Annotated in this window: 14 protein-coding genes; 5 read left to right on the top strand and 9 right to left on the bottom strand. The window is 44.9% G+C overall.

Annotated features, from left to right (window positions below; translation table 11 throughout):
• The first annotated feature begins 27 nt into the window (after positions 1–27).
• Entirely contained in the window at positions 28–894 is an 867-nt protein-coding gene (locus tag VGD82_RS11865; protein WP_414684501.1) for a TraB/GumN family protein, read from the top strand.
• A gap of 14 nt (positions 895–908) precedes the next feature.
• Here the strand turns inward: VGD82_RS11865 and VGD82_RS11860 are convergent, their stop codons facing one another.
• The 4 genes from VGD82_RS11860 to aqpZ form a co-directional block, all read right to left on the bottom strand.
• Positions 909–1,493, bottom strand: a complete 585-nt coding sequence (locus tag VGD82_RS11860; RefSeq protein WP_331020595.1) for a lipocalin family protein — start codon at positions 1,491–1,493, stop codon at positions 909–911.
• Between the two features lie 92 nt (positions 1,494–1,585).
• Positions 1,586–2,170 (bottom strand): DUF502 domain-containing protein, encoded by a 585-nt coding sequence (locus tag VGD82_RS11855; protein WP_331020594.1) that lies wholly within the window; start codon positions 2,168–2,170, stop codon positions 1,586–1,588.
• Between the two features lie 73 nt (positions 2,171–2,243).
• Positions 2,244–2,972 carry a 16S rRNA pseudouridine(516) synthase gene (locus tag VGD82_RS11850; RefSeq protein ID WP_331020593.1) on the bottom strand — a complete coding sequence of 243 codons (729 nt, stop codon included), beginning with the start codon at positions 2,970–2,972 and terminating at the stop codon, positions 2,244–2,246.
• A gap of 77 nt (positions 2,973–3,049) precedes the next feature.
• Positions 3,050–3,736, bottom strand: coding sequence for an aquaporin Z (gene aqpZ, locus VGD82_RS11845; RefSeq protein WP_331020592.1), 687 nt, complete (start codon positions 3,734–3,736; stop codon positions 3,050–3,052).
• A 141-nt stretch (positions 3,737–3,877) separates the two neighbouring features.
• On the opposite strand from aqpZ, the gene VGD82_RS11840 reads away from it, so the two are divergent.
• Together VGD82_RS11840 and VGD82_RS11835 are read left to right on the top strand one after the other, a co-directional pair.
• Positions 3,878–4,669: an RNA methyltransferase gene (locus tag VGD82_RS11840; protein WP_331020591.1), complete on the top strand. Its 792-nt coding sequence runs from the start codon at positions 3,878–3,880 to the stop codon at positions 4,667–4,669.
• A 25-nt stretch (positions 4,670–4,694) separates the two neighbouring features.
• Positions 4,695–5,234, top strand: coding sequence for a pilin (locus VGD82_RS11835; RefSeq protein WP_331020590.1), 540 nt, complete (start codon positions 4,695–4,697; stop codon positions 5,232–5,234).
• Between the two features lie 82 nt (positions 5,235–5,316).
• On the opposite strand, the gene hslO is transcribed toward VGD82_RS11835, so the two are convergent.
• The 4 genes from hslO to VGD82_RS11815 form a co-directional block, all read right to left on the bottom strand.
• Complete coding sequence (gene hslO, locus VGD82_RS11830; RefSeq protein ID WP_331020589.1) at positions 5,317–6,228, bottom strand: Hsp33 family molecular chaperone HslO; 912 nt, start codon at positions 6,226–6,228, stop codon at positions 5,317–5,319.
• Positions 6,229–6,329: 101 nt separating this feature from the next.
• A complete protein-coding gene (gene gluQRS, locus VGD82_RS11825) occupies positions 6,330–7,223 on the bottom strand; it encodes a tRNA glutamyl-Q(34) synthetase GluQRS (protein WP_331020588.1) in 894 nt (297 codons plus the stop codon).
• Positions 7,224–7,234: 11 nt separating this feature from the next.
• The gene (locus VGD82_RS11820) at positions 7,235–7,546 is read right to left on the bottom strand and encodes a DUF3301 domain-containing protein (protein ID WP_331020587.1); all 312 of its coding nucleotides are present in this window, start codon (positions 7,544–7,546) and stop codon (positions 7,235–7,237) included.
• A gap of 16 nt (positions 7,547–7,562) precedes the next feature.
• Positions 7,563–8,732 (bottom strand): PilT/PilU family type 4a pilus ATPase, encoded by a 1,170-nt coding sequence (locus tag VGD82_RS11815; protein WP_331020586.1) that lies wholly within the window; start codon positions 8,730–8,732, stop codon positions 7,563–7,565.
• Between the two features lie 170 nt (positions 8,733–8,902).
• On the opposite strand from VGD82_RS11815, the gene VGD82_RS11810 reads away from it, so the two are divergent.
• Entirely contained in the window at positions 8,903–9,577 is a 675-nt protein-coding gene (locus tag VGD82_RS11810; protein WP_331020585.1) for a hypothetical protein, read from the top strand.
• Between the two features lie 179 nt (positions 9,578–9,756).
• Positions 9,757–10,947: an ammonium transporter gene (locus VGD82_RS11805; RefSeq protein WP_331020584.1), complete on the top strand. Its 1,191-nt coding sequence runs from the start codon at positions 9,757–9,759 to the stop codon at positions 10,945–10,947.
• Between the two features lie 393 nt (positions 10,948–11,340).
• Here the strand turns inward: VGD82_RS11805 and VGD82_RS11800 are convergent, their stop codons facing one another.
• Positions 11,341–12,042, bottom strand: coding sequence for a hypothetical protein (locus tag VGD82_RS11800; protein ID WP_331020583.1), 702 nt, complete (start codon positions 12,040–12,042; stop codon positions 11,341–11,343).
• Positions 12,043–12,469 lie beyond the last annotated feature (427 nt).

Genomic DNA, 12,469 nt, shown 5'->3' with positions numbered 1-12,469 from the left:
GTAAGTATTTGGTATGAGGGCAAGATGATGTTAAGTTCATTGATGTCTAATTTAAACAAAGCCCTCATCCCTCTGGTGCTATTCGTCTTGCTCAGTACTCCAGCTTTTGCTGAGCAAGGCCTGTTTTGGAAAGCAGAGTCTAAAACTTCACATCCGATTTATCTGTTTGGGTCGATTCATACTGATGACAACCGAGTAACAGACTTTTCTCCCCGCGTGCTGGCGGCTTTAAAATCTGTTGATGCTTTTATGATGGAGGCTGATGCGCCGCAAGATCCACGCATATTGCAGTCGCAGGATACTGATCTTAAGACAAGCTTGAGCCCTAAAGAGCTTGAGCAGTTTTATGCCTTAGCTGATTTTCATGTGATGCATCGAGAAACCGCGCTACGAACTAAACCGTGGTTGCTGGCGGTTGTATTTGATTCTCCAAGACCACTCACCCCATACGCGCAAGATAATTTGCTGATGCGCCTTGCTGAAGACAATGGTAAGGAAGTGCAGGGCATAGAATCTGCGGCGGAGCATTTTGCCGTGATGGATGGCCTGACTCCCGATGAGCAGTTGGCTTTTTTACGCCAAGTGTTAAAGCGTAGTCATCAAGCTAAGGTGCGCGATTACGAGCGGTTAATCAAAGCTTATTTAAAGGGCGATGCTAATAAACTTGCTGCGCTGAATGCACAAATTACCGGGAGCATGTTGCCTACGCCGCTTTGGGAAAAAATGCGCGTTAAGCTGTTAGATGAGCGCAATGCCTTGATGATGCAGCGCGTGCTGGCTAAAGCGCAAGATAAAAGCGTATTTGTAGTCGTGGGTGCTTCACACTTGGCTGGGTCAACTGGTCTGATTGCTAGCCTTAAACAAGCTGGATATAAACTGACTGTTGTGAAGTAAAGTGAAACTGGCGCCTAATGTGTGACGTGGCGCCCAGCCTCGTAATTGACCACTTCTGGCGATTGGTTCACGTAGATGAGTTTGTCTGTAGCAAAGCCAAGCTCTTTGGCCTGCGCAATTAAGTGCTGCTTAATTGGGTATGATAATTGAGGCGTACGAGAAAGTATCCAGAAGTAAGATTTATCCGGGCCGCAAATCATGACGTAGTTGTAATACGGTTTATCCAGTTCAATAATATTGTACGCGCCGTAAAACGGACCAAAGAACGATACTTTCAGTTTGCCTGTACGTGTTTTATCTGCGTTGGCCGGGTCTATAAAGTAAGCTTTACCCTCTGCTTCTTTCCATGTTTTTTTCTCTGTATTAAATCCACGGTTAATCACTTTAATCCCGCCATCATCACGCATGCTATAGGTGGCTGTTACGTTGTCTAGGCCACGCTCAAAGCTGTGATCCAGCCGCGCAATTTCATACCATGTGCCTAGGTACTGGTTTGCATCAAAGCTTTCTATCACTTTCACCTTGTCAGGCACGCCCATGCATGAAGAGAGCAGCAAGCAGATGGATATAAATAAGTAGCGAGTGTCGAGCTGTGTCATGGTGAGCAAGGTTAATCTTTTTTATAGTTAGCTATCTGACTGTTGAGTGGTTTAAAAATTCTATGGTCAGCTATTTAAATCATTGACTGACATTAGTCTGGTTTAGACATCCACGCAAATAGTGATGCACTCATCACTTCTTCGACCGACATATCAATCGGTGTTAACCAGTCACGCGGTACAAAAACAGTGTAGCCACCAATCATATAGCCCATAGGTAAATACACAGCAACGCGGTCGCCCTGAATAAACCCATCTGGTAGGCCATCAGTATTTTTTCTGGTGATTAAGCCAACTATTTCAAGCGGGTGTCCCGGAACCTTTAAGGTCACAGCCTGTTGTGAACTGCCTTTTTTATGCGGAGCAAAGTAATCAGCAAAGCTCTTTAATGACGAATAGATGCTTTTTACAACCGGCAGGTTTGTAAATGGAAACTCAATGAGTGAGAGAACTTTGTATATGTATTTGTGGGAGACAAGGTAGCCTAACAGCACGATGCCGCCTAAACCCAATATTAGGCCCAAGCCGGGGATGTAGAAGTCACCTATGATAGGGCGCACCCACCACATGGCGATGTGTTCTGCCCATGTTAAAAACGTATATAGCAAATACACTGTAAGCCCTAATGGCAACGCTGTAAGCAGGCCTCGAAAGAAATATTGGTAAATGCGTTTCATGGGGCTTCCGTTCTAAATGGCATGTAAGGTGCTGTTGATTGCGGGTGCTGCGTAATTGCTCACAATGTATAGATTACTGGTTCTGATTTTCTGCCTTTAAAGCATTAAGGTCAGCTTCACTTAGCCAGCGCCACTCGCCTAGTTTTAAGTCTTGTGGCAACTCCAAACGTCCGATTTTAATGCGTTTTAATGCTTCCACACGATTGCTAATCGCGGCAACCATGCGTTTAACTTGATGATACTTGCCTTCGGCCAGCGTCATGTGAATCACATGGTCGCTGATTTTGGTACAGGCGAGGGCCGCAATTGGCGCATCTTCATCAATCAGTTGTACACCTTTTAAAATATGGGCGATTTGCTCATCGCTGACGGCATGTTTACAAGTAACCTCATATACTTTTGGCACTTTGTGTTTAGGTGAGCTCATGCGGTGAATGAACTGCCCATCGTCAGAAATTAAAATCAGCCCGGTAGTATCTTCATCCAGCCTGCCTATGCATTGCACGCCGCGCTCGACCAGTGGGTGTGGTAACAGGCTATAAATAGTTGGGTGGTGCTGAGTTTTGTGCGAGCACTCGTAATTGCCAGGTTTATGCATCATGAGGTAAGACTTTTCACGATAGTCCCATGCTTCACCTTTAATGGTGTAATGCAGGTTCTCCAGCTCAAAAGTGGCATCAGGGTCGTCACATAGCTCCCCATTGACTGTCACTTCTTCGTTAATAACAAGAATGCGGCATAGCTTGCGTGCGCCAAAGCCTTGGTTGTGTAATATGCGTTCGATAGAAAGTTTTTTAGCCATAGCTCGTATTATAAGGCACAAATAAAAACGCCCGCATGTTTCAGTGCGGGCATTGTCATATTGCACTTAATTATAGCTTAGTCTTCACTGATGGTTTTGTAAGCAAAGGCACCAATTACTGCACCCACAATCGGGGCAAGCCAAAATAGCCATAGCTGTTGTAGTGCAATGCCACCTTCAATCAGGGCTGGGCCGGTGCTACGTGCCGGGTTAACTGAGGTGTTGGTGACCGGGATGCTGATTAAATGGATAAGCACCAATGTAAAGCCGATGGCCAAAGGCGCTAAACCTGCAGGTGCGCGTTTGTCTGTAGCGCCCATGATGATAAATAAGAACATCGCGGTCATCACGATTTCTGTGATTAAACCTGCCATCATGCTGTAGCCATGCGGTGAGTGTTCTGCAAACCCGTTGGATGCTAACCCGCCTGCATAACCCTCCATGCCGCTGGCAATGGTACGAATCAGCACGGCGGCTAAAATAGCGCCTAATACCTGCGCAATAATATAGTGAGGGAGTTCTTTAGCGCTAAAGCGGCCACCTGCCGCTAGGCCAATCGAAACTGCGGGGTTGAGGTGGCAGCCTGAAATGTGGCCGATAGCGTAAGCCATAGTCACCACAGTTAAGCCAAATGCGAAAGAAACCCCTAAATAACCTAAACCTAAATTTGGGATGCCGGCAGCGAGTACAGCACTGCCACAGCCGCCCAACACTAACCAGAAGGTGCCGATCAGCTCAGCAAGCGCACGTTTTGATAATGACATAATTACTCCAATCTTATAATGATTATTAGAATCTACATGGACTTCATTTATATCAATTGCATCGCTAATTTACTGCAATCATGATGTGACTACAAGCGAGTTTGGGTTAAACTAGGCCTTTAATTTATACACCACTGTTATATGTCTTTTAAGCACATCATCTCCCGCGACAACCCGGTTTTTAAGCAACTCAAGAAATTTGCAGATAATGCGCGAGAGCGCAGGGCTGAGGGCAAAACCCTGTTAGACGGCGTGCATTTGATCGAGTCATATATAGACACTTTCGGTGAGCCGGATTTAATCATTATCCCAGAGGGTAAAAGTAGCGTAGAGGCCACTGGTTTGATACAGGCTTTAGCGGATATTCCAACCATCATGCTGCCTACGTTGATGTTCGCAGAGCTTACCCCGGTGACGAATGCTACTGGTATTTTGGCTTTAGTGAAAATACCGCAATTACCTGTGCCTGAGCAACCTGCATTTGTATTGATGTTAGAAGACATACAAGACCCCGGCAATATCGGTAGCATGCTGCGCACAGCAGCAGCATCTGGCGTTGATGTGGTTTACTTAAGCACTAGCTGTACTGACGCATGGTCGCCTAAGGCGTTGCGTGGCGGGCAGGGTGCACAGTTTGTATTGCCGATTGTGGAGCGTGTGGATTTAATTAAAGCTTTGCAGGAGTTTGAGGGTAGTAGTTATGCTACCGCTATGCAAGGTGATTCGCTGTATATGCAAGATCTATCACAACCCACCGCTTTTGTAATTGGTAATGAAGGGGCGGGCCTGCGTCACCAAACCATGGCTGCAGCAACCAAGCGGATTACAATCCCCATGGCAAATACTGCACTGGGCTCGGTGGAATCTCTCAATGCTGGTGCCGCAGCTGCCGTTTGTTTGTTTGAACGCATGCGTCAGGCATCATTGAAGTAAACGTTGGAAAATTAAGGATAGATTGATGCGCAGATACCCAGTAACTAATGATCAAACAGCCCAAAATCAAACATTCCAGCACTCTGCTCAATCGGCACAGCGTGGTTTTAGCTTGATAGAAATGATGGCAATCGTTGTGATTATGGGTATTTTGGCGATGGTGGCAATTCCATCTAGCATGAGTCGCATCATTAAAGAGCAAATTACTGCTGCTTTGCCGTTAGCCGACATTGCCAAGGCACCAATTGCCACCGCATGGTCACTCTCTCAAGTAATGTTGCCTGATAATGCTGCTGCTGATTTGCCAAGCAGCAATAAAGTAGTGAGCAACTTTATTACCGATACGCAAATTGAAAATGGTGCTATTCATATGACCTTTGGCAATAAAGCGCATCCAAAAATTAAAGACAAAGTACTAAGCCTAAGGCCGGCGGTGATTGAAGAGTCTAAAGTTGTACCTGTGGCATGGGTGTGCGGAAACGCAAAAGCCCCAGACAATATGACGGTAAAGGGTGAAAATAAAACGAATATACCGGATGAATATTTGCCACGCTTATGTAGGTAATGCGGCTAGGTATCTATCACGAAAGAGGATTGTGCAATAATAATGCGGTAGCCGTAACTACCGCGTATAGTCCGGTCGAAGTTTAATGCACTTCTGGATGCGCTTTTGTGGTGACTTCACTCACCATTAATTGCGTTGCGTCTACTTTATCAAAGCTGTAGTGCGCATTACAAAAATCGCAGTTCACTTCAATCTTACCTTGCTCTTCAATGATGCTGCTAATTTCATCGTTGCCTAACATGCGCAACATGCCGGAAACACTTTCACGTGAGCAGCTGCAGTAAAACTTAGTATTGCTTGCCTCAAACAAACGTACATCTTCTTCATGAAATAAGCGTGTGAGTATGGTTTCTGTTGGCAGGTTAAGTAGTTCATCGTCTGTAATCGTGCTGGCTAAATGCCCGATACGGTTCCATGCATCTAAATCCTGAGTGCTGAGGTCTTCGGTTTTTGTTACCTGATTCAGAGTGTCTGGCAGCTTTTGTAACAGCATACCAGCCGCGGCGTTGCCATCGCAATGTAGCCAGATTCTGGTGTCAATTTGCTCTGAACGCAGCATATAGTTTTCTAATATTGTGCTGATGCTGTCGCCCTCAAGCGAAACGATACCTTGATAAGCCTGACGACCATCTTTAGGGTCTAGCGTGATCATAAATTGCCCGTGGGAAATGAGGTCGAATAAGCTCTGTTCGTCAGACACTTCTCCTTTCCACTTGGCGGTGGCGCGAATGCCAAACTCTGAGTTGCACTCTACTACCAGTAATTTTAATGCGCCTTTACTTTGAATCTGCAATACAAGCGAGCCACTCATCTTAAGGGTCGCGGTCAGCAAAGCGCTGGCAGCCATTAACTCGCCAAGTGCACGTTTTAGGCCAGCAGGTAAATGCTGCTTATTCAGCGCCAGTTGTAGTGTATTTGTCAGGTTAACAAGGTTGCCGCGTATAGGCGTGTTTTCAAAAACAAAGCGTTGTAGGGTGTCTGGTAATTTATTCATCCCTGTATTTTAACATTAGCATGCCGCATTCAAAATATTTGCATGCAGTTTTTAATGGTCACCATCATTGCCAACAGGGAGTGAATAAACGCAAAAAGGCGTTAGCTGGCGATAATAATTTGCTTAGTTTGAGGGATTGTAGAAATAGCCCAATGTTCAAGCGCCCATTGCCATAGTGTATTTAATGGTGCGTTTTTGCTGCTGCTGGGCGGTTGCTGGCCTAAAAAGCATAAGGCATCATAGAGTAGCTGGCTGGTAGTAGCTGTGTCTATGGGCTTTGCTAGTGTCTGCTTACTTAGTTTTTCGCCGTTGGCATTGGCGGCAACCGGCACGTGTGCATATTGTGGAGTGGAAAATCCTAACTGTTGCTGTAGGTATATCTGGCGGGGGGTGGAGTCTAACAAATCTGCGCCGCGCACGATGTGTGTGATGCCTTGTACTGCGTCATCCACCACTACTGCCAACTGGTAAGCAAATAAGCCATCTGCACGCTTTAAGATAAAGTCACCAACATCTTGGCCTATGTTTTGTTGAATAAGCTGTTGAATGTCGTCATGAAAGCTAACTGCACTGTTGTCGGTCTTGATGCGCCAGGCTATCGCAGTGTCAGATTTGATGGGGTGGTATAAGCAGGTTTTTGGATAGATACGCCCATCAATACCGAAAGCCGTGCTGGAGTCAGCAACTTCCTTGCGGGTGCAGGTGCATGGGTAGATCAGCTGTTTGTGATTGAGCTGATTGAGTGCATCAGCATACAGTGCGCTGCGCTGGCTTTGGTAGGCGACTGTATCATCCCACTCAAATCCAAACGCTTCCAGTTGATGCAAAATCGTATCTGCCGCACCTTTGATTTCGCGCGGCTTGTCTAAATCCTCCATGCGTACTAGCCATTTCCCTTGCTTGGTTTTGGCCTCACAAAAACTGGCAACAGCTGCCACCAGTGAACCAAAGTGCAAGGGGCCTGTGGGCGAGGGGGCAAAGCGGCCGACGTACATGCTGATGGAGTTTAGTTAACAGGTTGCAGGTATGGCGGAATATGCCAATAGCCTAGCTGATTACCTAATAGCATGAGTTGGCAGTGCAGGCGGTCATTGCCGCTGGCGCTTACATCAAACTCGTAAGTACGTAAAAACTGCACGTGGCCACGGCGATTCCGTCCTAGCCATATTCTGCTGCAGGCGACAGATTCATCTAGCAGTTGCAGGTTAAATCTTGCTGAAAGCTCGCTACCCAGCAGAATTGCGCGTTCACGCTTGTTTAAACTGTCTATCCAAAACCAGCCGATGGCTAACAGGATAATAATTAAAATCATTTCCATTAATGCATACTCATTTTTATAAAGGATCTAGTTCGGATTCATCGGGCTCATCTTCATGCAGCGATAAGTTATCAAAGCTGGATGAGCTTTTTGCGCTGCCTGCGTTTTTACCGTGCAATTTAAAGCGTAAACGCAACTCATTGATAGAGTCAGCATTACGCAGGGCATCATCTTCAGTTATGCGGCCTTCTTCGCATAAATTAAAGAGGGCTTGATCAAATGTTTGCATGCCTAGCTCGGTAGATTTAGCCATCACCTCTTTAATCATGCTGGTCTCACCTTTTAAAATCAGGTCAGAGATCAGTGGTGAGTTGAGCAGGATTTCAATCGCAGCACAGCGGCCGCCGCCTTTTTTGGAAACCAGGCGTTGCGAGATAAACGCTTTCAGGTTGAGCGATAAATCCATATGTAATTGCGCATGACGCTCTTCCGGGAAGAAGTTAATAATGCGGTCAATTGCTTGGTTGGCGCTGTTTGCGTGTAAGGTTGCCATGCAAAGGTGGCCGGTTTCTGCAAACGCCAGCGCAAACTCCATGGTTTCTCTATCGCGAATTTCGCCAATTAAAATCACATCAGGCGCCTGGCGTAATGTGTTTTTAAGGGCGTTAAACCATCCGTTAGTGTCTCGGCCTACTTCTCGATGCGTCACTAAACAGTTTTTACTTTGGTGTACATACTCTACAGGGTCTTCCACTGTAATGATGTGTCCAAAAGTATTCTCATTGCGGTAATCAATCAGCGCCGCTAAGGTGGTTGATTTCCCAGAACCCGTACCTCCTACTAGAATGACCAGCCCGCGTTTGGTGAGCATCACGTCTTGCAGGGTCTCTGGTAAGCCTAAGTCGTTAAATTTAGGAATTTCCGTAGTAATAGTACGTAGAACCATTCCCACTTTTTCTTGCTGTATAAATACATTCACGCGAAAGCGCCCAATGCTTTTAGGCCAGATAGCGAAGTTGCACTCTTTTTCTGTTGCAAATTCTGTACGTTGTTTTTCATTCATTAGTGCATCAGCAAAGGCTTTGGTATGTTCACCGGTCAGTTTCTGCTGGGTGACTGGTGTCATTTTTCCATCAATTTTCATGGCGGGAGGAAAATCAGCCGAAATGAATAAATCCGATGCCTTTTTATCAAGCATGCCTCGTAAAAGATTATGCATGTAATTGAGTGCTTGTTCGTTTGTCATTCAAGAAACCTTATCTATTGGGGTTACAATATGGCACGAGTTAATCCATAATTAACAAGTCGTCACTTTCAAGATTGTTGCCGGCAATTATTGTACTTAATTTAATTGTAAGCGAACATTCGCATCGTCAGCTATTGTTTCATAGGATTATTGATAAGAGTCATCACCGCATGAATGAAATACGTGAAAAAGAAGCCATCGATGCTTATTTAAAGTTGTTGCAGGTTAAAGGCGCAAACAGTGACGTGCTGCATAGACGTTCGTTGTTTTTAGACCTTTTAGCTCAGAAACTAGTGGGGCAAGTGTCTAACGGTGAAATCTATCGCGATATTATAGAAACTGTGATGGACTCGGTTCCGGTAGATGCATGGCATGATAGCCTTACCGCTGCGCGTGAGTTTTACCCATTCTGGATGAAGGATTTTAAAGCGATTGCCGCTTTAAATATTAACCCGGGCTTTGATGTTAAGCCTATTGATTGGCGTCCAGTGCAAGCAACGCTCAAATTACTATCCGATAGCTTGGAAACCGAGAAATTTGAGGCTGCTGAAAACTGGCCTTTAAAAGCATATACCCAAGCCCTGCGTTTTGAAGGTGCAGAGCAGGCCTTAGTTGATACGCGCGTTAAGTTGGCGAAAATTATATTAATTCGCCTGCGTACCGCGCCAGAAAAAGATAGCAAAGCTTACCGCGCCGCGGTAGACCTGACTTTACCCTTGTTTAGCATTAAACATAGCCGCCGTTTATTTTTAGTGGTGGTGCGTGAGTTTTATCATTTTTGGTCTGGTAATCCAGATGCTGCCAGCATGGTGCTTAAAGAAGGTGCTGGCAACGCATTAATCTAGTTCTAAAAAACATCCCTAACGTTTGTTTGCACATATTTAGTGCAACGCACTGCCAATGGCACAATTTTAGTGCAATATTTTCATGCTTCATGATGCAAGGTCTATATAAAACAATAAGTTATGTTTTGGCGTGATATTTGCTTATTTTGCGGGGCTTAAAATGTTAATAGGTGATTGAAATGGAAGCATTAGTCTCAGCAAATGATGTTTTATTTGTATTGCTTGGCGCCATTATGGTGCTTGCAATGCACGCAGGTTTTGCCTTTTTAGAGGTCGGTACAGTTAGACATAAAAATCAGGTAAATGCACTTGTTAAAATCATGGTGGATTTCTCTGTTTCTACCATTGCATACTTTTTTATTGGCTACAGCATTGCGTATGGCGTAGATTTTTTTAGTGGTGCTGAAGTTTTGGCGGCTAAAAATGGTTTCGGTTTAGTTAAATTTTTCTTTTTGCTCACATTCGCAGCTGCGATTCCAGCGATTATTTCTGGTGGCATTGCAGAACGTGCGAAATTTAATCCGCAAATGATTGCTACATTCACCTTGGTTGGTTTTGTATATCCGTTTTTTGAGGGTATTGCATGGAATAATCACTATGGATTGCAAGAGTGGCTAAAGATCGCGACCGGTGCGTCATTTCATGATTTTGCAGGCTCAGTAGTTGTACACGCGATGGGTGGCTGGATTGCGTTAGCTGCCGTTATTTTACTGGGCGCACGTAATGGCCGTTATAGTAAAGATGGCCGTTTGCATGCGTATCCACCCTCAAATATTCCGTTTCTTGCGCTGGGTGCATGGATACTGACAGTAGGCTGGTTTGGTTTTAACGTGATGTCTGCACAGTCGGTTCAGGGTATCAGCGGCTTGGTTGCAGTGAACTCACTGATGGCGATGGTAGGTGGCACTTTAGCTGCCTTGGTCATGGGTAAAAATGACCCCGGTTTTGTACACAATGGCCCTTTAGCTGGTTTGGTTGCGGTATGTGCAGGCTCTGATGTAATGCATCCGCTAGGTGCACTAGCCACTGGTGCGATTGCAGGCGTATTATTTGTGCTGACATTTACCTTGACGCAGCAGCGCTGGAAAATTGACGATGTGCTAGGTGTGTGGCCATTACATGGTTTATGTGGTGCTTGGGGTGGTGTTGCTGCCGGCATTTTTGGGATGAAAGCCTTGGGTGGTATGGGTGGTGTGAGCTTTACATCGCAATTACTTGGCACGGCAGTGGGTGTAACTGTTGCGTTAGTGGGCGGCTTTATTGTGTATGGCGCACTTAAGCAATTAGTTGGTATCAGACTGACCGCAGAAGAGGAATATGATGGCGCAGATTTGACCATTCATAAGATCCCGTCTACAACCAATGATTAATCTTTTGTGAACTATATTGATATAAATTAATAAAGTCTGTCGGCGAGTAATAAAGTCTGTCGATAGAACTAAAGTCTGTCTTAACAAATAATTTAAAAAGCCCTGAAAAATCAGGGCTTTTTTGTAGGGTAATCATTTACCTACTGTTCTCTGACATTAAAGTTGGTAACCAAAGCAGTGTAAAGTCGGTAACTAATTCAAATTTTATGTGATTGGTACTTTTAAGAAGAGTTGATACTAATGATGAAATTTTGTATCAAGGTGTAGTTTTGCGCAGTTTCTACATTGCTTTAAATTTATAGCTCTTTTATGTCACAACCTTAATGTCTCTTAATTCGGTCTGTAGAGTCGGAAAATTCCGTGCAAAGTTTGTGGCACCTCCCCCTCTAGGTCTTAGAATAGCTTATCAGGTGTAATGCGAACTCCAAATGAAATCCACTGGATATCACTCACACCATTGAGCTGTCTCCCCAAGGTAGCATCTACTTGAAACAGGTCAGGTATAACAGACATCCTTATGCCAGCTTGAGTGAAGGGATTTGATTGATGGTCTCCGTATACTTCTAAAACCCCTGTAAACCTCGGTGAAGCCTTGAACTCACCACCGACACCCCAAGTCATGTTGTCTTTGTTGGACGCATGGTCATGCAGCACGCCCGCATTGAGGTGCATCACTATTTTGTCATCGTTAAAGGATGCTGAGAACGGAATATACGCATAAGTGTTTCCGAGTTGGTTTGCGCTAGGAGTTGCCGCCGGATGATAAACCTTACCAATTGCAAAGCCTATTCCCCATCCATTAGTTTCAAGAGCTTTGAATAAAGTCTTAGCTTGTATCACATAGTCTGATGTGTCCTTTGTATCACTAGCCATAGACAAGCCAGCACCTAGAGTCACCTCAAAGTTACCTGTAGGGTTGCACGCAGGCAAAGCCCAGAACTCAGTGCTGTTTGGGTAGATGCGAGTCCAACTTTCAAGCTGACAGCTCGCTGCGTTAGTTAATCGTGCATCATCGGTAACAAAAGGACGAGCTGACCATGCAGGTTGTGCGTATAGCAGGATAAATAAAAGTAACAGTTTTTTCATTGTTGCCATTTTATTCTAGTTTTATTTATTTTAGGTTACAGCCTCATGTATGGATTGTATTTACTGTGCGTCCGCCAGAGGTGTAACTAGTAGCGCAAAAGAGCTCATGTAGCAAAATAATCTTCCTGAGCTTTCGGTAGTGCTTATAGAAAAAGTTTGCGAAAATTCCAGTATCAACTGGATCAACTCCAAAGCGGACATGTAAGTGGTTCTACAAGCTCCAAGTTTTTCCTCATAGGTTGCAACTAAAAGTGCATGGTAAGTCATGCTTATGCTTGTTAATAAGTGACTGCTTTCGGCCCTAACCGGTCATTCGTATCCTCAATCGAGGATTCAACGTAGGTAAAATAGAAAGCGCAATCTCAGTCAGGACATGCACTTTGCGACAGCGTATAGTTTCGTCTCATTCATGGATGCACGGAGAGAATATGTCGAA

The organism is Methylotenera sp., assembly GCF_036401095.1.
Taxonomy (GTDB): Bacteria; Pseudomonadota; Gammaproteobacteria; order Burkholderiales; family Methylophilaceae; genus Methylotenera.
The sequence above is the reverse complement of the archived record's forward strand: the minus strand, read 5'-3'. Positions and strand labels throughout refer to the sequence as shown.

Coding starts and splice junctions, on each gene's coding strand:
- VGD82_RS11865 (WP_414684501.1), top strand. CDS start 28: ATGTTAAGTTCATTGATGTCTAATTTAAACAAAGCCCTCATCCCTCTG.
- VGD82_RS11860 (WP_331020595.1), bottom strand. CDS start 1,493: ATGACACAGCTCGACACTCGCTACTTATTTATATCCATCTGCTTGCTG.
- VGD82_RS11855 (WP_331020594.1), bottom strand. CDS start 2,170: ATGAAACGCATTTACCAATATTTCTTTCGAGGCCTGCTTACAGCGTTG.
- VGD82_RS11850 (WP_331020593.1), bottom strand. CDS start 2,972: ATGGCTAAAAAACTTTCTATCGAACGCATATTACACAACCAAGGCTTT.
- aqpZ (WP_331020592.1), bottom strand. CDS start 3,736: ATGTCATTATCAAAACGTGCGCTTGCTGAGCTGATCGGCACCTTCTGG.
- VGD82_RS11840 (WP_331020591.1), top strand. CDS start 3,878: ATGTCTTTTAAGCACATCATCTCCCGCGACAACCCGGTTTTTAAGCAA.
- VGD82_RS11835 (WP_331020590.1), top strand. CDS start 4,695: ATGCGCAGATACCCAGTAACTAATGATCAAACAGCCCAAAATCAAACA.
- hslO (WP_331020589.1), bottom strand. CDS start 6,228: ATGAATAAATTACCAGACACCCTACAACGCTTTGTTTTTGAAAACACG.
- gluQRS (WP_331020588.1), bottom strand. CDS start 7,223: ATGTACGTCGGCCGCTTTGCCCCCTCGCCCACAGGCCCCTTGCACTTT.
- VGD82_RS11820 (WP_331020587.1), bottom strand. CDS start 7,546: ATGGAAATGATTTTAATTATTATCCTGTTAGCCATCGGCTGGTTTTGG.
- VGD82_RS11815 (WP_331020586.1), bottom strand. CDS start 8,732: ATGACAAACGAACAAGCACTCAATTACATGCATAATCTTTTACGAGGC.
- VGD82_RS11810 (WP_331020585.1), top strand. CDS start 8,903: ATGAATGAAATACGTGAAAAAGAAGCCATCGATGCTTATTTAAAGTTG.
- VGD82_RS11805 (WP_331020584.1), top strand. CDS start 9,757: ATGGAAGCATTAGTCTCAGCAAATGATGTTTTATTTGTATTGCTTGGC.
- VGD82_RS11800 (WP_331020583.1), bottom strand. CDS start 12,042: ATGGCAACAATGAAAAAACTGTTACTTTTATTTATCCTGCTATACGCA.